The following is a 20,693-nucleotide window of genomic DNA, read 5'->3' as shown; positions in this document are numbered from 1 at the left end:
CACTTACTCAGTGTGATACCTACCTCTCAAAGCCCTCGAGTCGTTTTGGCCTCAGCTTCCCCTTCTAGATTGTCCATCCTCCAATCCGCTGGGGTTCAACCGATAGTAGCCCCCGCCGATGTTGACGAATCTGCGATAATGGCTGAGGCCACAAACGCAATCCCAGAACACATAGTGCTCACGCTCGCCGCCGCTAAAGCACAACACATAGCTGTGGATTATCCCGATGATATTGTCATCGGGGCAGATTCCATGCTGCTTTTCGATAATAAACTTCAAGGCAAGCCACTAACCGAAGCAGAAGCCATTCGCCGGTGGCAGCAGCAACGTGGCAAAGAAGCAATCCTAATAACGGGGCACTGTCTGCTGACCCCACAAGGGGAATACCGCGAGGCATCTGCCACAAAAATATATTTCGCCGACCCAACAGATGCAGACATCAGGGCATATGCCGCAACCGGAGAACCCCTCCCCTGCGCAGGAGCCTTTACCTTAGAAGCAATTGGCGGGTGGTTCATTGACCGCATTGAAGGTGATCCGTCATCCGTAATCGGTTTGTCGTTACCGGTAATCCGACGAGGCATGTACCATTTCGGCTATCAGCTACACAAACTGTGGAATAAGAACTAGAATGGTTTTGTTGATATATACACAAAAGCGTCGAGTACCGAAAAGGACCACCTAGATGAATTTTCTCGCCCCGCCACCGATATTGCTACCACCGGATGAACTAATCCAACCAGTTACAGAAGAAAGTGTGCTATCTAATCCCGCATCACCGCTTGGCTGGGCAACACTAGCTGAGCAGGCATTCGCACAGTTAGATGATGCTACTGATAGCACTGACCCTGCGGCTGTTGTTGCATACGCGTTCGCACGCACCGGTTACCACCGTAGTTTGGACCGATTGCGCGCCAATGGCTGGAAGGGACACGGCCCGGTTCCTTTCGATCATGTACCTAACCAAGGCGTCTTGCGTTCAATCGCAATTCTTGCCAAATTAAGTGCCCTAATCAATGACACCCAAGAATACGAGCGGTGCCGAACGATGCTTATCGACGCCGACCCAAGCTGCGTAGAAAGGTTATTAGGATAATGCCCATTCTGACTCCCCGTGAAGTACCCCTTGGCGGCTTAAGAGCTCTTAATGTACGGCGCACACTTCCACACCGAAACCGTACGACGGTTGGCCCGTGGGTTTTTATTGATCACTATGGCCCTACGACAAAGGCCATGGATGTGGCGCCGCACCCACATTGCGGTTTATCCACCGTTAGCTGGCTGTTTGAAGGTTCAATTTGCCACAATGATTCCGCTGGTTTCCATGAACTTATCGAACCAGGTCAGTTAGTCATGATGACCGCAGGTAACGGAATTTCACATACCGAGGAATCCCAACCTGGAAACCTGCATGGTGCTCAACTATGGATGGTTCACCCCTTATCTGAACGCGATATTGTGAATCCGCAACCGCGATTGCAGCGCTACCACCCGCCAACAGAAAAAATCGGGGATGCCACCATCAAAGTGTTCATGGGTCACATTGAGGGCTGCACCCCTGCCAATGTTGTGGCACCGCTTGACGCTATTGGTGCCGAAATCAGTATCCCAGCTGGCGGCTCGGTGACCATTCCACTGCGTAATGACTGTGAGTATGCGGTTCTAGCCAATGACTCATCATTCACAGTCAATACTGACCGTATGAACGACGGCGACCTGTGGTACTGCGATGCAGAATCCGAGCCTCAAGGTTCTCGAACCATGCACATCTCCGCAGATTCAGGACCAGCCCACCTGCTTCTACTGGGAGGGCTTCCACTTGGCGAAGAAATAGTCATGTTGTGGAATTTTATTGGTCGAGATCACGACGAGGTTCTTCAGATGCGTGCCGATTGGGAAGACCCGAGCCGTCGGCACGCACGTTACGGCACAGTAACTGGCTACGGTGGAACCACTGAGTTCATCCCAGCTCCGTTACCACCCACTTCTCGGTTAAAACCTCGAAAGAATCCACCCGTTGACGCTTAACGCAGACGTGAACGGTTAAACTCCGAGAATTCTTCAATCGAGTTGAAAACCTGATATTCGTTTTCCGGCACTACCCCATAGTTATCGTTATAGAGCGTTCGAGGATAGTCTTGTTCGCTCTCTGCTGGAACGGACGTTGAGGACACCGCACTTGGTTCTTCTGAAACTAAGCTAGATCGTGGTGCGGTATCCGCAACTCCTTGCGACGCTACGGGCATACGGGGATTCGAAGACTCGCGATAACCGTTTACCCGCGCCGATATCGGCCGCTCAGCCTCACGCACTGGAGCAGAAAGAACCACATCTTTGATTTGCTCCCATAAAAGAGGCGCCAGGCTCAAAACGTAATCATCAGATATGTGATTTCCGTCCCGATAAACGTAAATATTTCCTATCACCGGTGGGCAATAGCCTGCTGGGCAAAACCAATCCGCAGTGTCAACCGCAACCTGGTTAGGGGCATTAAGATATTGTGCCGCTGGATCCACTGCGGCATATACTTCTTCTCGCTTACGCCCGCACCTTTTACTGTCCTGGTATTGCGCGTAACACTGCGACACCATCTGGCCGGTTCCATCAGGGTTCAGAAACCAAGGGTTATCCCGTAGACCGACAAACGAAATCCCCTCGCGCTGCAAGAAATCCCACAAAGTACGATACGAGATCGGTGCTTCATCAACGAACCGTGCTTTTTCCAGCAACGGTCGGGTGGAATTGCTAATCACTACATCCGGCTTATCCAGTTTTATCCGAGCCAACAATTTCTTGTTAAAAGCCGAACAATCTGCACTGAAGTTATTGTCCCGCTCCTCCACATACGCCGGACACGCCTGACGCACGATAGGCACCACCCGGAACCCATGTTCCTTCCCCAAAAAATCCAGCGCAGCCATCCACTGCTCTGCGTGCGAGCCGCCGATAACGTAAACCAATTTAGCTGCATCACGATCTCCGTAGATGCACTTACCCGGTTGCCTATCAATAACTGATTCTTCGGGATCATCGTGCAAAAACGACATACATCCGTCCTGCCATGCTGGAGAAACGGAGTCTGCCAATAGATACGGATCAGGCATCGGTTCAACCGATGGAATCCGGCTCACCCCCAATGCCGCCGCTCCGGGATACAATACGGGATCCAATCGGGCGTTAGACAGGGCTGCTACTTGTTGCCGCCATAGCTGTGGCACATACACCAACGACACCACCAGCGCCAAGGCGACCAGACCACCCGCCACACGCAAACGCGCTGGCCATGTCGCACGTAAGTCCGATAGCGTCCGACGAACTCGTGCGTCACCTGCAACTGGGCGTTTGCCATGTTGCTTTAACGGCTCCTCAATAAACCGATGGGTGAGATCCGCCAACACCAACGAAACACCAATAACCCCGATGCCCAACCACACGCTAGGAGATGGCATGTTCAGGTATACCGTGGATATGATCAGAAGCGGCCAGTGCCACAGATACAGCGGGTAGGCAATCTGACCCAACCACCGCATAAACCGGCTGGCTAACCAACCAGAACCAGCCCCACCTCCAAGAACAACCAAGGCCGCACCACCGAGGGGATACAACGCAGCCGGACCAGGGAACAACATCGCGCCGTCGAAAAGCACGCCGGTAGTTAACACCATGGCCACGCCAATAACTGCGAATACACGCCGCAATGTGATATTCAATTGCACCCGAGTAGCAAAAAGCGCCAGCAGCGACCCCAAGGTCATCTCCCACAACCGGCTAAACGTCGAATAGTAATTCAGCGCCTGGTTTTCACCGTGCAAGTATGTCGCATAACAGAACGACACAACCGTGATTAAAGCAAGAACTGGCGCGGATAGTCGGGCAGCACTTACTGGTTTGTCCTTGGCAAAGCGAAACCTCGCTGCAACCGCGATGAGCGTTGCAAAAATAATCGCACCAACATAAAACTGGCCTTGCACCGCCATCGACCATAAATGTTGCAGCGGACTGACCGTCGTACTCGCCGCTCCATATTCCGCACCCTGAGTGGCCAACTCCCAGTTCTGGTAATAGCCAATCGACGCTTCCAGCTGACGCGCCAGATCCAAATTCCGTAACTCCGGAGTCAAAAAAGCTACCGCAAGTGCCGTCGTGCCTAACACTAACGCCAACGACGGAACCAAACGGCGAATCGTGCGCCATATCGGCCACCAGGGATTAAGACTAGCGCCAGGGCGGGTGGCATAACGCAACTGAGCACCAAGAAAGAAATACCCCGAAAGCAAGAGAAAAACATCAACACCGCCGGAGACTTTGCCGACGAAAACGTGGAAGATTACGACAAAAGCAATAGCAAGACCGCGCAAACCATCAAGGTCATAGCGATATTTACTTGCGTTAAGCTGATCCATCAATCTCCCCAGTCACTGGAAACCAATCGTGCTAGCCATCTTGGCACCACAACACTCGACGGTTCAAAGAGTATGAGCAACAACTTCAAACCGACTCTCCAACAATAGGCCGGGGGTTTCCTCTGCTCAAATAGCTACCCCAGCACCTCACACCTGGGGTTGTGCTAAGAATTTTGCCATCACAGGTAGCTCAGCTTCTAGTGTGTGCTAACAGCAAGAGCGCCACAACATGAATAACAGTGAGCTTGCTTTTGAACCTCAAACCTTCCAGAAAGTAGCGCCTGCATAAAACAGCAACTGCTTCGGAAAAATGTACAACTACCGCACATGTTGTGGCTATAAAAAATATAAATCACGGTTGGCTCCACCGCATAACTCTGGGCAAAACCAACCGTGATCAGGATGTGTTTAGTGGTTACAGTTTAAGCGTGTTTTGCCTCCACACGGCCGATGGCTTCCTTAGCCACCAATTCCTGAATACCCATATCCAACTCGGAGGTGAAGCCAACACAGGAGCAGTTGATCTCACCGAGCACGTAGGTGTCAGAACCGTCTTCAGCATCAGCGAGCATGAAGTCAGCGGTCCAAATCAATGGAATGTTGTCGCCACCAAGCTTCTCGGCAATGACCGGGCGAGCCTCGGCAAACATATCTACCAATTCCTGCCATGCCTCCGGCTTGTCATACGTGTACTTCGCACCGGAGAACAGGGTTGCCGAGAAGTTGTCGCCACCTTCGGCAGGCTTCTTATGCACCACAAATACCGGATGCGGGCCAACCAGAAGAATACGGATCTCTCCCTCAACGATGCGAGGCATAAAACGCATGTCAACCAGCATGCCGTTATCGCCAATGATGTACTGGTCGCAGAAGTCCATGAACTCACCCAATTCGCGGATTTCCGTGTGGTTGTCCACCGCTTCGGTACAGCGCAGCTTGGTATCCAACGGAAGAGCGGTACCTGGAGTAACTGACGTTGCCAATTCCTTGTCTTCCAACTGCACACGCCAGATCCCCTCACCGGTGGAGCCACGGTTTTGCTTCAATACACGCTCACCGTAGGAAATGGAAGTTGGGAAGGTGTTGTGGAAAGTCTCGACGTCATAGTATGCGGCGGTGTCGGCTGGCACCAGGTCGGTGTCATTAAGCTTGACCAGGGCGTCCTTGGCACCATAAGCCATCATTTCCGCCGGGGTGGACATACCAACCAGGCCTGCGTCACTAAGTTTGGTCAGCAAGTCAAAGTAACCCTTTTCTCCACCCGGAATATTGCCAGGATTAACACGCGAAATATAAGCGTCGAAATTCTTGGATACGTATTCAAATAGGGTTTCTGTCCACTCAGGACGGTAGTACACCACCTCTGCATGCCAGCCTGCTTCTTTGATGGCATTGACAATCGGCATGGTGTCTTTGCGGTGCCCATCGATGAATTTATCGGAGCCGCCTTCGACCTCAAATACAACAATGCTCTTATGCACGGTGGTGCCCTTTCACGGGAATCAAATGCTCATTAGGTTGGTACGAGCACGAACTATGGATGATGGAAATGCCTGCCTGGTAGATAAAACCCAACCCTCAATATCGCTTCCACGTTGGTGACCAACCGTCACCAGGTGTCGTCGAAAAGCACCGCCAAAACCCGTTTAGCAGCGACGATGACGATCAGGCCGAAGTGCTACATAACCAAGCACACCCAAAATATTTTAGTCAACAAAACGTGGTGCCGCTCGCTTCAACACTAAAAGGTAATCAATGCCACACACCACCGCTTCATGTTAAAAGATCAACCATCATCGACCCAAGAGGCAGTGATGCCGCACATTCTTAAGAAGATGCACGGCACAGCGAAACCTAAGACCCCCTTAAGGGACCTCAAGCCCGCTCCAACACGCGGGCGGCACCCACAAATCCCAGAACTGCCCAGACGCCAAGGATGACGTAGCTGCCCCAATGCGCCGAGAACGTCGCATTAGCCAAAGAAGCCCGCATAACCTCGGCCATATGGTGTAGCGGCAACACCAAATGGACCACCTGGAGCCACTCAGGCAGACGCTCGAGGGGGAAGTTAATTGGCGAAAACATCAGCGCCGTAAAGGCGATAACCTGAGACAACGCCATCGCAGGCTCCGCTGGCATGACAAATGAATAGCCATAGCCGATCCCGAAGCATGACGCCACCACAAGCAGATAAACCGGGACGATGGTCCACGACACTGAGAATCCTGGCTTGAACACGAAGTGCGCCACCATCACGGAGATCACAATGGCAGGCACCGTTATCGCGGCCCAGATCAAAACATCGGCGAAGAGGAACTGCTTGCGGCTGACAGGCAGTGACTTGATGAAGTCGATATAGCCTGCCAAACGGGCTCCCGCATTCTGCATAGGCACGGTAACCAAGGCAGTCATGATCAGGACTATTGTAGGAGCCCCTGTGGCCAAGTACAGCAGTTCGTCACCTCCCGGAGAGGATAACAGGAACGAGAACCCGACGACCACACCGAGTGCAATAATGATCATGATGGCAGTGAATACCACCAAGTAACTCCCTTGCTTGCGTATCTGTAATGCAAGCACGTGCTTTAGTTGCCCCTCAGCCCGCATGACGGACCACCTCCTCTGAGCAAGTTTTCTTTTCGCCAACTAGTTGGATATACACATCCTCCAGCGACATTTGGCGTAGTGAGTAGCCGTCCAAGACGTTTACCTTTTGGAGTTCCGACGCCCATCCGAGCGCTTCCACAGCACGGTTTGAAGAGAAGGACAACGTCAGATGCCCCTCCACAACCTCCACATGATCAACCCAATCTGGCGCCCTGAACGTGGGACGTGATGCTGTGGTGACCGCCTCTAGTTTCATTCGGTCACCGACCGTCTTGGCTTTAATCTTCGCTGCGTTGCCCTGGACAAGGACGCGCCCTTTGTCCAGGATTGCCATTTCGTCAACGGCTCCTTCAGCCTCACTAATGGAGTGAGTCACCAACAGCACGGACGTGCCGTCACGGGTAAGATCCCGGATTGCACTCCACAGCAGACGGCGCCGCACAGGGTCGACATCATTAGTGGGCTCGTCAAGCACTACCACCCGCCCAGGACAAATGGCCGCCATACAGAACCCAGTAAGACGCAGGATACCACCCGAGAGTTTATTGCCTGGCTGATCAGCCCAGGCGGCGATGTCTAAACGCTCAAAGAGCTCGTTAGTCTTGCGGACAACCTCCGCATTAGAAGCCCCACGAAGCTTCGCCATGATACGTGTTACCGCTCGCGGGGTCAGCTCCCCCAAGGGGACCGAGCCTTGTGGCTGGATTGAGCACAGATACCTTCCCCTCCGGCGGTCGCGGACAATATCCTCCCCCGAAACAACGATCGAGCCGGAATCGGGCTGGATTAAACCAAGCAACTGGTTCACGATCGTGGTTTTACCTGCGCCGTTGTGCCCAAAAATCCCAAAGACCTTGCCCTCATCGATACGCAAACTGACATCGTCATTTGCCACGATGTCGCCCGAACGACCCTTGAACGTCTTCGAGACATGTTCGATCTCAATCAAAGACATTCCCCTACCTCCTTCAATAGGCATGTCAACATGTGCAATTCTCCTCAGTTAGCAAATTGACTAGATCACACGATTCGGCCATCCTCCCCTGCACCTCCAAGGAGACATGTCCAACACCCAGTCAATATCTCTTTGCGATATATCTCTATTAGTTATATATCTTATGTTAACAGCGGTCAAATAAAGTAGCATGCGGGTGTGAGCTACGTAATCCTTGGCCTCCTACATATCGCCCGAATGAGCCTCTATGACCTGACCAAAGCCTTCGAATCTGGCGTATCCCTCTTCTATGGATCCAGTGCGGGCAGCATCAAGCGATCTTTAAATAACCTGCTGTCAGACGGCGCGATCCGAGTCTCCAAACAGGAACCGGGGGCACGTGGACGCAAGGAATACGCCATCACAAACATTGGACGGCAACGCTTCGGCGAGTGGATGAGAGGGGAGATTGAGGGCGACTTTGATTCCGCCGCGCTCGCTCGGTTGTACTTCCTTGGTTTCGTTGAAGCCGAGGACCGCCGCGACATCCTTATCCGTATGCAGGAACGCGCACTCGCAGATCTCGAGCGCCTGGCCATGGTGGAGCGAGAGGTCTCCAAGGCACTAAGCAATGTCCCCAACGATCTACGCGACGTAGCCGCCTACCAAAAAGCGACCCTTGATTACGGCCTGTCTGCAATGCAGCACACTTACGACTGGTTCACAAACCTGGCAAATAAATCGTTGGAGAACTGAGAGCAAACAGAAGCTAGCCAATCAGCTTTGAAAGTCGGCGTGAGAACTGCCGCCCACCCCAAGGCCACTGCCCCATCCGGGCGACCAGTTCCGCGCCTAGTCCCCGCAGAAGAAAGACCCAACGTCGAAAAGGCGAATCTCAGAGACCCCCTGCATAGCACACAGCCAGGAACCTAAACTAGCGATGCACGCCAGCTACCTTGTAAGTATCCCCGTTATTTAGATTCGTCACTAAAACTGACATAACCCATCCACCTTCTACGCTCCGCTCACTGATAACTTTGCCTCCAAAAAACGGGACATACTCCAACAGCTGATAGCGGCACAGCGGCATCATCCAAGCAAAGATACTTTGCAATGAGTGCAAGTCACACGAATACATAGCTTCAGACCTGAGAACTGCAAAAATATCCACCAAAATTAAAGAAATTACGGTGACATCACACCAAAGTATCAGCTTCGACCTCAGCCCGAACGCCAGGAACCAGAACACCACGAAACCGTGGTCGCTATTGTCAATCAACCAAACTTTATTGACGCACTCCCGCTAGCCGTGGCCCACACCAGCGGTTGTTCCATCAGCCAGTGCCCACCATGCACAAAGCAGCAACCCCTTGGTCACGGATGCAAAAACCAACCGAGATACAACCTTCAGCGCCACCACACAACACGTCCCCCTTTTCGCGGCTTTTACCCATCGCCGACGGCACCAATGTCCCACGCCGCCCCTCTACGAATGCAACGCACGCAAATTTTCACATCGGTTGCCCGCGTTTAAAGCCCAAAACGGACTACCCTTGAAAAGAAATCCCATTTTTCACTCAATGCAACTGACAGAAAGGCACCATCTTCGCTATGCCTGCGCCGTTTGATCCAGACCCACACTTCGCCGAATACGCCCACCCGGAACGGCTAGTCTCAGCCTCTTGGCTTTCCGCCCGACTCGGCACCCCGGGGCTCCGCGTCGTCGAATCTGACGAAGACCCCCGCCAATACGACATCGGGCACATTCCCGGGGCGGTACGCATTGACTGGCGCCGCGACCTTAACGATCCGCTCTCGCGCGACTTTTTAAGCCCAGAACGATTCGCCGAGCTCATGAACGAAAAAGGCATCGCACGCGACGACACTGTTGTGATCTACGGCGATAAATCCAATACCTGGGCAGCTTTTGCCCTGTGGGTATTTGAGCTTTTTGGACACAAAGACGTCCGCCTACTTAACGGCGGACGAGATGCCTGGATCGCGGAGGAACGGGACACCAACTACGTTGTCCCCGACTACCCCGCCACCAATTATCCGGTCGTCGACCGACGAGACGACGAAATCCGCGCCTTCGTTTCCGACATCATCGGCGAACCACCGGCTGGCGAATACAACCCAGAAGCCAGGCACATCACCGACGCAACAATCTTGGACGTTCGCAGTTCTGAAGAATATATGGGCACACCCCCGGACAATACCCCCAATACGGGGGTATTGCGGCAAGGACATATACCCCGGGCAGTGAACGTTGAGTGGGAAAACGCCGTCTACCCTAATGCCCGTTTCCGCTCACGAGCCGAGCTAGAGACAGCTTTTGAACCGGCTATCAATGCAGACGAAACAATCGTTTATTGTTATCAAGGACACCGGGCCGCACACAGCTGGTTCGTCCTAAAATACCTGCTAGGCTGTGAAAAAGTTCGCAATTACGATGGATCATGGGCAGAATGGGGAAACATGGTACGCATGCCGATACGGAAAGGTGAGGAACCTGACAACCTTGAAATGTCACTGGAATGGAACAGCACCACGCATCGGTAAATTTTTTAGTTCGCAGTTTTTGCTTTATGCCGGGCGTAAATGTGTAAGAATGTTTAACGCCAAGCGCTTCACATTTTTGTATGGGGTGTTCCAATCCCACAATCACATATCACCACAAACCGGTACGGCCGAAACCGTGGTGAAAAACCGAAGCGACAGCTGACAACTAAAACTCCAAATGATCACATCAACGAACCAGGAGAGCTTCACGTGACTGTGGAATCCAGGAAGATCACAAAGGTTCTCGTCGCAAACCGTGGCGAGATCGCTATCCGTGTTATTCGCGCCGCCCGTGACGCAGGCATTGCCAGCGTTGCTGTATACGCAGAACCAGACGCGGACGCCCCATTCGTTAGCATGGCAGACGAGGCTTTTGCCCTCGGCGGCCAGAACTCCGCAGAGTCCTACCTGGTCTTTGACAAGATCCTCGACGCTGCAAAGAAGTCTGGCGCCGACGCCATCCACCCAGGCTATGGCTTCCTTTCCGAAAACGGCGACTTCGCCGAGGCCGTAATCAACGCAGGCCTCATCTGGATCGGCCCATCCCCGCAATCCATCCGCGACTTGGGTGACAAAGTTACTGCTCGCCACATCGCACTGCGTGCCGACGCTCCAATGGCCCCCGGCACCAAAGAACCAGTGAAAGATGCCGCTGAGGTAGTAGCTTTCGCCGAGGAATACGGCCTGCCTATCGCCATCAAAGCTGCGTTTGGTGGTGGTGGTCGCGGCATGAAAGTCGCCTACTCCATGGACGAAGTCGAGGAGCTCTACGAATCCGCTACCCGCGAGGCAGTCGCAGCCTTCGGTCGCGGTGAATGCTTCGTGGAACGCTACTTGGATAAAGCCCGCCACGTCGAATGCCAGGTTCTGGCCGATATGCACGGCAACGTTATCGTTGCCGGTACCCGCGACTGCTCCCTGCAGCGCCGCTTCCAGAAGCTTGTCGAGGAAGCTCCTGCCCCATACCTGACCGATGAACAGCGCACCTCCCTGCACGAATCCGCAAAGCGCATCTGTAAAGAAGCCGGATACTACGGCGCAGGTACCGTAGAATACCTGGTCGGCTCCGACGGCCTGATCTCCTTCCTTGAGGTCAACACCCGCCTTCAGGTGGAACACCCAGTCACCGAAGCAACCACCGGACTCGACCTAGTTCGTGAGCAATTCCGCATCGCCGAGGGCAAGGAACTCCACATCAAGGAGGATCCAACCCCTCGCGGTCACGCATTCGAATTCCGTATCAACGGCGAAGATGCTGGCTCCAACTTCATGCCAGCACCAGGCACCATCACCAAGTACGTTGAGCCTGCTGGCCCAGGTGTCCGCATGGACTCCGGCATCGTTGAAGGCTCCGTTATCGGTGGCCAATTCGACTCCATGCTGGCCAAGCTAATCGTTTTCGGTGAAACCCGCGAAGAAGCCCTCCAGCGCTCCCGCCGCGCCCTGGCCGAGTACATCGTTGAGGGTATGCCAACCGCCATTCCATTCCACCGCCACATCGTGGAAAACCCAGCCTTCGTCGGCGACGAAAACGGTTTCGATGTGTACACCAAGTGGATTGAGGAAGAATGGGATAACCCAATCCCACCATACGTCGACCCTGCCGACGCCGAGGAAGCCGAAGAATCAACCCCGAACCAAAAGGTTGTTGTCGAAATCGACGGCCGTCGCGTCGAAATCGCGCTTCCTGGCGACCTCGCCCTAGGTGGTGGCGGTGCCGGTGGCGCAAAGAAGAAGGCCAAGAAGCGCCGCTCTGGCGGTGCCAAGGCTGGCGTCTCCGGTGACGCTGTAGCCGCACCAATGCAGGGCACCGTTATCAAGGTCAACGTTGAGGAAGGCCAGGAAGTAGCCGAAGGCGAAGTCGTGGTTGTCCTTGAGGCCATGAAGATGGAAAACCCAGTCAAGGCCCACAAGGCTGGCGTTGTTACCGGACTGGCCGTTGCCGCTGGTGAAGGCGTGACCAAAGGCTCCGTCATGATGGAACTGAAGTAACAGTCACTACTCACTCGTTATAGCGTGTGCCTTGCCCTCGTTTGAGGCGCAGGGCACACGTTTTTCCATCACCGGCGTGGGAGCAGATTACTTTTCGACGGTTTCCTAACCAGCCACTACCGACACTTGGACGCAGTGAACAAGCTCACGCTCCACAACCGAATGATTACAAGCTAGGCAGCCTTCGCTGGCCGGACGTTATCTGGAATATACACAACGTCGTCGTCATTCTCACCGCATAACGTAACCTTATACGGCAACACCTTTAATGCTTCAAAGATCTTGTACTGCAACCTATCGTTATCAGGTATGACTATGAATGTCTCATATGCGTCTTCATGCAGTTTCAGATCGTAAAAAAGCTGAATCAGGTCGCCGTTTCTTGTGTACAAGGACATTCTTGTATCAGATACTTGGAAAACCGAATCTTCTGTGAAGGATTGCGCCCGCAAGACATCCGCTACTTCAGAAATTCCTGCATCCGTTTCAACGAATTTGTCAACACTCAACGTAACCCCACCTTTCCGTACGATCTTTTAGCAGTAACAGATACCTGCGAATTCTACCATTAGCTCCATACCTGGCGGCAGCAGTTTGTATTTCTTGCCACGCTTGAGCGGGGTCACGTTCTGACTGTAAAAGATCAATAATGATTGTTTGCGCCTGTTTCGATGCTGCCCTTACATTCCGTGCGATAGTGTCCACCCCATCGCCTCTCGGAGTTTTAGCTTCAGCCACCTCCCCATTAAATAGCAAATCCGGATTTTTGACCCCTGGTGTTTCTCTTTCGGAGCGGACAACAATGGTATGCCCATTTTGTGCCAGTCGGATAAACGTAGCCCACTCATGTAAACCTTTTTGGTGTCTACCAGGTTCTACTGACAGATACGCTTTCCAACCATCGTCGTCACCAAAATCAAAATGAGTGAAAACCTCTCGCGGTATGCAATCATGCCCATTGCCCATCGCCCCATCCATAGTAGGTGATAGATTCATCGCAGGTTTCTCACATCCTCTTCCACCGCTTGGTCTTAGCTGTTTTCAGCCATAAATGAAAGGGTCAAATCCCAGGCATCAATAGCAAACCGGCGTTCTCTACGGACCAATCACGCCTCACGCCGCACTTCACAAAGTTTTCAACGAGTTAAGCCGCAGATTCTGACAATGGCAATTGCACGCCAGATATGGGAAACATGAAGCACTTTAGATGTTTGGGTTGTTTCATGTTAATTCATGTTTCCCGCTCTTTTGCGTAACGCTTCCGCTGAAATTGGTGAAGTCCCTTTGATACTAACCAACGCCCTGACACCAGCCGCCAAGAACAGAACATTTGTTTTATTCCGGGAATCGTCCGATTTAACGGCCATATCGATACAGGTTGCCAATTCACACAGCATCAGAAATCCACCTTTCGCAAAGGAAATCGGGAATCACTAGTAGATGAATCAACTATTAGATAAAGTGCTTTAGCAAAAGGATAGAATCAGCATCAATACCCAAAAAGAACCAACAACACAACATCCACCCCCCTGAAAGTTAGCCACAACAATATTCAAACAAATATGCGAAACAAAATAACCTAAGCTGATCGATAGTTAGCCTACGCAAGCTACCCTTCCCCCAGGAATCCCGGACGCTAGCAGCCCATCCCTCACATTCTTCTTGTTCACCAAACAAACAGATAACCCAGGAGTTTCGAGGTACTTAGAAATTAGGTATCAAAGTTCATCCCCACCCCAATACCACCTTGAGTGAAACCTCTGTTGGATATACTTTTGACCATGCCACCGTTTGGTTTTTCTCGCGATCTTGTAGTTCCGGAAGGGTTTAGCGCCATGGACGAGATAGCCTTTTATTTGATTATGATTGGCGTTTTCATTATTTATATTGCGGCGGTGTCGTGGGGGCACAGAAAGAAAAAAGACAAGAAGAAGTATTCCGACCCGTTGGCGTTTGTGGCTAACGCTGGCCCGTTTAGTCCAGAGTCGCTTGCTCCGGGTGCCATCATTAGTCGTGGCGGTGTTGACTACGTCGTCCGGGGCACTCTTACCTGTAAGCAGGGGCCCTATGTGTGGCATGAGCATCTTATCGATGGCGGTGGTAAACCTGGTTGGTTTGAGGTCGAGGTCGATGAGGGGCAGTTGAATTTGGTTCTGTGGCATACCGAGCGTTCGGCGCAGCTTAGGCCTATGGGCACAATTACGTATATGGGGATGGAGTTTCGGGAGACGGAACGCGGTCCTGCATCTTTTACCAGCATTGGCACTACTGGATTACCCGCTAGCGGTGAAATGACTTATGTTGATTACGCTGGGCCGAACGGACGGTTATTGACCTTGGAACAATTTGGCCCTGATGCCCCGTGGGAGGTGTCGCTCGGGGAGATAATCCAGCCGGGCGAGGTGGTCATTTACCCAGCACCGCCGGAAACAGGGAGTTCATAGTGACTGTGTCTGGTTCTTTCATTCGGGATCTCATGATCCCGCCCGCTGATGTTTCCGCGCACGCTTTGGGTGTGCTACTTAATGGCCCGAGTCGGCCGTTGCTGGCTCGGCGTACGGTGGCTACGGGTGATTCGTCGTTAAGCATGGGCATTATTGGCGCCTCGCATATGGTTGATGTTTCCTTACCCATGTACGATGTCCCGGTTTTTCGGGAGGAGGTGTCGTGCTTGGCGGCCTGTCCATCGAATCCGGCTGCGGTGAAGGTTTCGTGGTGTTCTTCCCCGCAGGTTGTCTTAGAGATTGAGGACGGAAACCTTAAGTTCCATAGAACCTTTCCTGCCGGTGATTACCGGTTTTCCATGTCCACTGAGCGTTTCACGAACAAAAGTTTTGACAGCACAGCTGAGAAAGTCGTTGCGGGTTTCAGCCCGGATTGGCTGGTAGGCCGGTTTCCGGGTGAGGGTGAGTTTCACATCACCGCGTTACATGGCCGCTGGCAAGACGATAGGTGGTTGTGGCTTACTTTTCATCTGTATCCGCAAGAAAGGACAATAGTGCAAACTGAATCGATGTGGGTACCACCATCCCAGGTATTAGACGGGGCTTCGTAACGGCTCTAGTTAGGAATTCTATAGAGGGATCACAATGACCTATAAACATTGGATTGCCGTAGGGGTTTTGCTGATTATCATCGGGATTGCTTTCGGCGTGTATGGCGCAAAGGCGGAGGCTGAGGGGCCTGTGTGGTATATCGAGAAGCACTGTACCAAGCAGGGGCAGGAGGGGCCTGCTGAGGTGTATAACTGCTCTAAACGTGCTGCTGACTTTTGGTTCGATTTTCACCGTACTGGGCAGGTTGAAGAATCAACCCATGACAGTGGAACCGGAACTTATTATTTTCGTTTTAAGAAGTACCTAGTCAGTGTCAAAGACAATACTGATGGTACGGCTAAGGCCAGCATTGAAGATCATTCCCGGCTGCGTAGTGGGCATTTCGTGTACTTGGGTCCGGGTTTTGGCCCGTCATCGCCGCGTTCCTCCAGTGGTGGTTCTTCCGGTTCGGGTGGTGGCGTGAAGTAGCTCAATTAGCCTTTCAACCGCATTATCCTAAGCACATGTAACCAAGGAGTGACCGTGATTACAGTAAGTACTTTCGCAGCAACGCCGACATTAGACCCTGCCTCGACCTATGTTTTAGCCATCGATGTGCCTGCGGCCAGTTTTCCGTCAGGGGTGACCTCTACAATCGCCTATTTCGCGCTAGCTTTAGCAATCTTTATTCTTGGTTTCAAAGTCCAAGATTGGTTAACCCCCGGGCACTTTCGGAAGCAGATTTTCATTGATAATTTGCCCAATGCATGTGTTCTCGCCGCCAGTCAGGCCATTGCGTTGGGGATAGTGATTGCTACTGCGATTGCATTGTCGCCGGATGAGATCGGCCCTGGCTTGCTATTTACGCTTGTGTATTCGCTGGTGGGGTTGTTGCTGCAAACAGTGTTTTTGGTTTTGTTGGAGTTGTTCACCCCGAATCGACTGCGCGATATTTTCGAAGATACAAAATTACGCCCCAGCGCCTTGGTCGGTGGTGTTTTCCTTATCATGGTCGGTGCTATTAACGCGGCATGTCTGCTCTAGTTATGCAGCCAGCTATGTCTCCAGCGCGTCGTTTCCTCTTGTTGCTCTCCGTCGCGATTTGCGCTGCTTCGGGTTTGGTGTACGAATTGGCACTAATCTCGTTGTCTGCGGTGCTTGCGGGTGGGTCGATTGTGGAGACGTCTCTTATTGTTTCCGGCTTCGTCGCCGCGTTGGGGTTGGGTGCCTTGGCGGCAAAACCTCTGCTTAACCGTCCAGAAATTTCGTTTTTGCTAGTGGAAACACTCCTCGGTCTGGTTGGTGGGTTAAGCGCGTTGCTGTTGTATTGGGTTTTTGCTTCCATTGGTGGTTCCGTTGCGGTGTTGGGCGTAGCAACATTGGTTATTGGGATGTTGGTGGGGGCTGAATTGCCGCTTCTGATGACGTTGTTTCAGCGCGGCAAGCTTGTCGACGCCGCCACGTCCGGCTCGGTTCTTGCTACCTTAAACGCGGCGGATTACCTGGGCGCGTTGTTAGGTGGGTTGGCTTGGCCGTTTATTCTGCTTCCGGGTTTGGGGTTGGTGCGCGGCACCCTTGCTGCGGGATTGTTGAATATCGGTGCGGCGATGGTCATCGCGGTGATTGTGTTGCGCCGTGATCTACCCCGCCACCAGTTTTTCTCGGTGACGGTCGGGCTCACGACGGTGCTGGCGATGTTGTTGGGCGTTTTCGTTTTTAGCGGTGGCTTGGTCACCACCGCCCGCCAGCGGTTGTACCAATTTCCGATTGTGTATTTCCATCAGAGTGCTTACCAAGAAATTGTTGTCACGGAATTGGGTAAGGATCGTAGGTTATATCTCAATGGTGGTCTGCAGTATTCAACCCGGGATGAGTACCGCTATACGGAAGCATTAACGTATCCGGTGATTGCTGCGGATACGTCCCAGGTGTTGGTGGTTGGTGGCGGCGATGGTTTGGTTGCCCGGGAATTGTTGAAGTTTCCGCAGGTTAAAGCTATCACTCAGGTGGAGTTGGATTCTGATATGGTTACCGCCGCCAATACTGTGCTGCGTGAAGATAACGGCGGTGCGTTGACTGATCCTCGAGTTACTGTGCTGATTGAGGATGCATTTTCCTGGGTTCGTGATTCAGGAAATAATGAGCGTTACGATGCCATCATCGTCGACCTTCCTGATCCAGATAATGAAATCATTGGCCGGTTGTACACGGAAGAGTTCTATTCCATGCTGCGGGCACGGTTACGGGACGGCGGCAAAATGACCGTGCAATCGGGTAGTGCTTTTACCACACCTGATGTCTTTTCCAGGGTGTATTCCACCCTTTATGCTGCTGGTTGCCCAGTGGTTTTGCCCTACCATGTGCACGTTCCCACATTCGGGGATTGGGGGTTTAATCAGTGCGCACCACGAAACGCCACACTGACAATGCCTGAGTCCATCTCACCTCCACCCAGGTTTCTCAACAAAGAGGTTCTGGCTGCCGCCGGGGTTTTCGGCGCTGATAATCTGCCTCGTAGGATTGAGCCGAATACGTTAGATCACCAATATATAGTTGCAGACCGCAGGCGTGGGTACCGGCAGGCCGGCGAATAAGTGAGTTGGTTGTTCCAGGATTCATCTATGCCGTGTGGCATTTCCCACATATGGATATAAAACCCCTTGTCACTTCACGCTTTCGCCACCCCTATCTAAGGTTAGGCAACACATTACCCTTGTGTTATGTGCTTAGCCCGACTGATAATTACTAAAGCTAGACTAACCAATTCACTATTGTGGAGCAGGCCTTACTAATTATTTAGCCGACGGTTATGTGCGCTCCACCGAGGAGGTTGCATCTCATGGCGACACTACCGAAAATTACAACCACTACTACTGCCCCTGAGCATTTTGCATTGTCGGCCGTTCCTATTGGCAACCAGTGCGTAATTAGTGATTTCATGGGCCCAATGATTACTGAACCCATGCGCAGACGCCTGGCTGAGCTGGGATTACGCCCGGGAATCGTTGTATTGGTAACCCAAAAAACGGCTAATGGTGGCCGCGTTTTGAAGGTTGGCGGCACTCGTTATGCAGTGGATGGACTTACGGCAAAAAGTGTGCATGTAACCACCACACAATAACTTGTGCGCAATGATTTTCAATGTCATTAACTGCGACACGGCTATCGTCACTATTTCACCTACGTTTGGTAATTCTCATGGCTACTTCAAAAACCCCAACAACATGCCACTGCGAGTCCCATGGGCAGGCAGTGGCTCCGGAAGGCGCCCCCATTATCGCACTCGTCGGGGCGCCCAATGCCGGAAAATCCACCTTATTCAACAGTTTGACCGGCGCTAAAGCCCGAATGGGAAACTGGCCGGGCACCACCGTCGAAGTCAGTCGCGGCGCATGGAAAACCCCGGATGCGGTCTACGACGTTATCGATTTTCCTGGTGCCTACTCATTGGACCCGATGAGTCCCGATGAGGAACTGACGAAACAACTCGTTATCGACTGCGCAGTGGACGAACGCCCGGATCTTGTCATGGTGGCGGTTGATTCGTCGAGTCTATCCCGCAGCTTGTATATGGTTTCCCAGCTGGCCGAACTTGAAAATCGGCTGGTTATCGTTTTGACCAAATCCGATATCGCCAGTACCAACGGCGACAATATTGATGTCGCAGCTTTATCGAAAGCGCTGCGAGCACCAGTGGTAGAGGTCGATCCACGCCACCGCTCCAATGTGCATAGCGTCGCTGCTGTTGTCGCCGAAGAATTACAGCGACCGAAGGCGGTGCGTCGACAAGCAGTTACAACCGATGACGAGTTTGCCCTGGCCGATGATCGATTCGCGTGGATTGAATCAGCCACTGCGGCAGCGCTTACCACGAAAGCCACTATGTCGACGTCTTGGTCGGAGAAGATCGACCGGGTGGCGCTGCACCCGTTTTTTGGCCCAGTGATGTTCTTGGCGACCATGTGGTTGGTTTTCCAAATCACCACCACAGTGGCCGCGCCGTTCCAAGATTTTTTGGATGGACTGTTCACTGGCCCCATCAGTGATTTCGTTCGCGGCGGATTGGAGACACTAGGTCTTAACCACCCACTATTTTCCGGCTTGCTTGTCGACGGCCTCATCGGCGGCGTCGGCATGGTGCTCACATTCGCACCACTCATGGCGTTAATGTTCTTGTGTCTAGCAGTGCTGGAGGATTCTGGATATATGGCCCGTGCAGCGGTGGTCACTGACCGGGTAATGAAAGCCATTGGGCTTCCGGGCAAAGCGTTTATCCCACTGATTGTTGGTTTCGGTTGCAACGTTCCGGCAATCTCGGCGACTCGCGTCCTGGGCCAGCCACGTCAACGGTTGCTTACCGCCTTGCTGATTCCGTTTACCTCGTGTTCGGCCCGGTTGACTGTCTACGTCATGCTGGCCGCAACATTTTTCCCCAATAACGCTGGCACCGTTGTGTTTGTCATGTATTTGATTTCCATCGGCCTAGTTGTTTTGGTCGGTTTCGCGATGAAGCATACGCTATGGCGCCGAATGGGAACCGACCCACTGGTGATCGATCTCCCGGTGTACCAGCTTCCCGGCGCACGGTTGGCGTTTTCGGTGATGTGGATTCGGCTTAAAGGTTTCCTTCAAACCGCCGGTGGCATTATCGTCATCACGGTTGCCGTGGTGTTCTTGCTGCAATCGACCCCAACGAGCAGCCAGTATGGTTTCGCAGACGAGAATCTCCCGCCGCAGGAAAGCGCTTACGGTGTCATGTCTGGTGCTGTTGCCCCCATTTTCGCCCCAGCCGGGTTTGGTTCATGGTCGATTACCGGCACTTTGGTTACGGGTTTTGTAGCTAAAGAGGCGGTTATTGCGACCTGGGCGCAGACCTATAACTTAGAAGACCCCAGCGATGCGGAGCCGGAGGAACAGGGGCGTTCCCAATTGGCACAGGCGGTGCGGGAAGATTTCAACACGACTTCGGGTGGGCATCCGTTGGCAGCGGTGTGGGCGTTTATGGTTTTCCTGCTTGCATACACTCCGTGTGTAGCTACGCTTGCCGCTCAACGGCGTGAGATTGGCCTGAAGTGGACGCTGATTGGTGTCGGCCTACAGTTGGCAACAGCGTGGGTGTTGGCGGTTGCAGTATTCAACGTTTTGAAGTTGTGGTTCTAG

At 52.7% G+C, this 20,693-nt stretch carries 19 protein-coding genes; 13 read left to right on the top strand and 6 right to left on the bottom strand.

What is annotated here, in order from left to right:
• The first annotated feature begins 15 nt into the window (after positions 1-15).
• From CMUST_RS03485 to CMUST_RS03475, 3 genes are read left to right on the top strand one after another with little or no spacing between them, the layout of a single operon-like run.
• Positions 16-630: a Maf family protein gene (locus CMUST_RS03485; RefSeq protein ID WP_047263333.1), complete on the top strand. Its 615-nt coding sequence runs from the start codon at positions 16-18 to the stop codon at positions 628-630.
• A 55-nt stretch (positions 631-685) separates the two neighbouring features.
• Positions 686-1,096, top strand: coding sequence for a DUF3151 domain-containing protein (locus tag CMUST_RS03480; protein ID WP_047261352.1), 411 nt, complete (start codon positions 686-688; stop codon positions 1,094-1,096).
• Positions 1,096-2,028: a pirin family protein gene (locus CMUST_RS03475; protein ID WP_052844512.1), complete on the top strand. Its 933-nt coding sequence runs from the start codon at positions 1,096-1,098 to the stop codon at positions 2,026-2,028. Before CMUST_RS03480 ends, CMUST_RS03475 begins: the two co-directional genes overlap by 1 nt.
• Here CMUST_RS03475 and CMUST_RS03470 read toward each other — a convergent pair.
• The 4 genes from CMUST_RS03470 to CMUST_RS03455 form a co-directional block, all read right to left on the bottom strand.
• The gene (locus tag CMUST_RS03470; RefSeq protein WP_083987403.1) at positions 2,025-4,403 is read right to left on the bottom strand and encodes an acyltransferase family protein; all 2,379 of its coding nucleotides are present in this window, start codon (positions 4,401-4,403) and stop codon (positions 2,025-2,027) included. The genes CMUST_RS03475 and CMUST_RS03470 overlap by 4 nt on opposite strands.
• Before the next feature lie 422 nt (positions 4,404-4,825).
• A complete protein-coding gene (locus CMUST_RS03465) occupies positions 4,826-5,884 on the bottom strand; it encodes a Cj0069 family protein (protein ID WP_047261350.1) in 1,059 nt (352 codons plus the stop codon).
• A gap of 394 nt (positions 5,885-6,278) precedes the next feature.
• Positions 6,279-7,010, bottom strand: coding sequence for an ABC transporter permease (locus tag CMUST_RS03460; protein WP_047261349.1), 732 nt, complete (start codon positions 7,008-7,010; stop codon positions 6,279-6,281).
• Positions 7,000-7,965 carry an ABC transporter ATP-binding protein gene (locus CMUST_RS03455; protein ID WP_047261348.1) on the bottom strand — a complete coding sequence of 322 codons (966 nt, stop codon included), beginning with the start codon at positions 7,963-7,965 and terminating at the stop codon, positions 7,000-7,002. Before CMUST_RS03455 ends, CMUST_RS03460 begins: the two co-directional genes overlap by 11 nt.
• Positions 7,966-8,163: 198 nt before the next feature.
• Between CMUST_RS03455 and CMUST_RS03450 the strand changes: the two genes are divergently transcribed.
• The 3 genes from CMUST_RS03450 to CMUST_RS03435 all read left to right on the top strand — a co-directional run bounded on the left by CMUST_RS03450 (position 8,164) and on the right by CMUST_RS03435 (position 12,498).
• Positions 8,164-8,700, top strand: a complete 537-nt coding sequence (locus CMUST_RS03450) for a PadR family transcriptional regulator (protein ID WP_047261347.1) — start codon at positions 8,164-8,166, stop codon at positions 8,698-8,700.
• Between the two features lie 855 nt (positions 8,701-9,555).
• Positions 9,556-10,506, top strand: coding sequence for a sulfurtransferase (locus CMUST_RS03440; protein WP_047261345.1), 951 nt, complete (start codon positions 9,556-9,558; stop codon positions 10,504-10,506).
• A gap of 210 nt (positions 10,507-10,716) precedes the next feature.
• The gene (locus tag CMUST_RS03435) at positions 10,717-12,498 is read left to right on the top strand and encodes an acetyl-CoA carboxylase biotin carboxylase subunit (protein ID WP_047261344.1); all 1,782 of its coding nucleotides are present in this window, start codon (positions 10,717-10,719) and stop codon (positions 12,496-12,498) included.
• Positions 12,499-12,671: 173 nt separating this feature from the next.
• Here the strand turns inward: CMUST_RS03435 and CMUST_RS03430 are convergent, their stop codons facing one another.
• Complete coding sequence (locus tag CMUST_RS03430; protein WP_047261343.1) at positions 12,672-13,007, bottom strand: hypothetical protein; 336 nt, start codon at positions 13,005-13,007, stop codon at positions 12,672-12,674.
• The gene (locus CMUST_RS03425) at positions 12,997-13,494 is read right to left on the bottom strand and encodes a CdiA C-terminal domain-containing protein (protein ID WP_144414116.1); all 498 of its coding nucleotides are present in this window, start codon (positions 13,492-13,494) and stop codon (positions 12,997-12,999) included. The genes CMUST_RS03430 and CMUST_RS03425 overlap by 11 nt, the downstream gene beginning before the upstream one ends.
• Before the next feature lie 785 nt (positions 13,495-14,279).
• On the opposite strand from CMUST_RS03425, the gene CMUST_RS03420 reads away from it, so the two are divergent.
• The 7 genes from CMUST_RS03420 (at position 14,280) to feoB (ending at position 20,693) form a co-directional block, all read left to right on the top strand.
• On the top strand, positions 14,280-14,942 hold the full coding sequence (locus CMUST_RS03420) for a DUF4178 domain-containing protein (RefSeq protein ID WP_236690145.1): 663 nt from the start codon (positions 14,280-14,282) through the stop codon (positions 14,940-14,942).
• Positions 14,942-15,553 carry a DUF2617 family protein gene (locus CMUST_RS03415; RefSeq protein ID WP_047261341.1) on the top strand — a complete coding sequence of 204 codons (612 nt, stop codon included), beginning with the start codon at positions 14,942-14,944 and terminating at the stop codon, positions 15,551-15,553. Before CMUST_RS03420 ends, CMUST_RS03415 begins: the two co-directional genes overlap by 1 nt.
• A 34-nt stretch (positions 15,554-15,587) precedes the next feature.
• On the top strand, positions 15,588-16,022 hold the full coding sequence (locus CMUST_RS15780) for a DUF4247 domain-containing protein (RefSeq protein WP_052844510.1): 435 nt from the start codon (positions 15,588-15,590) through the stop codon (positions 16,020-16,022).
• Between the two features lie 54 nt (positions 16,023-16,076).
• Positions 16,077-16,577, top strand: coding sequence for a DUF350 domain-containing protein (locus CMUST_RS03405; RefSeq protein WP_236690144.1), 501 nt, complete (start codon positions 16,077-16,079; stop codon positions 16,575-16,577).
• Positions 16,565-18,127 (top strand): polyamine aminopropyltransferase, encoded by a 1,563-nt coding sequence (locus tag CMUST_RS03400; protein WP_047261340.1) that lies wholly within the window; start codon positions 16,565-16,567, stop codon positions 18,125-18,127. Before CMUST_RS03405 ends, CMUST_RS03400 begins: the two co-directional genes overlap by 13 nt.
• A 245-nt stretch (positions 18,128-18,372) precedes the next feature.
• Positions 18,373-18,654 (top strand): FeoA family protein, encoded by a 282-nt coding sequence (locus CMUST_RS03395; RefSeq protein ID WP_047261339.1) that lies wholly within the window; start codon positions 18,373-18,375, stop codon positions 18,652-18,654.
• Between the two features lie 77 nt (positions 18,655-18,731).
• Complete coding sequence (gene feoB / locus CMUST_RS03390) at positions 18,732-20,693, top strand: ferrous iron transport protein B (RefSeq protein ID WP_047261338.1); 1,962 nt, start codon at positions 18,732-18,734, stop codon at positions 20,691-20,693.

The organism is Corynebacterium mustelae (assembly GCF_001020985.1).
GTDB classification, from domain to species: domain Bacteria; phylum Actinomycetota; class Actinomycetes; order Mycobacteriales; family Mycobacteriaceae; genus Corynebacterium; species Corynebacterium mustelae.
Note: the sequence above shows the minus strand (reverse complement) of the source record. Positions and strands in the feature narration are given on the sequence as shown.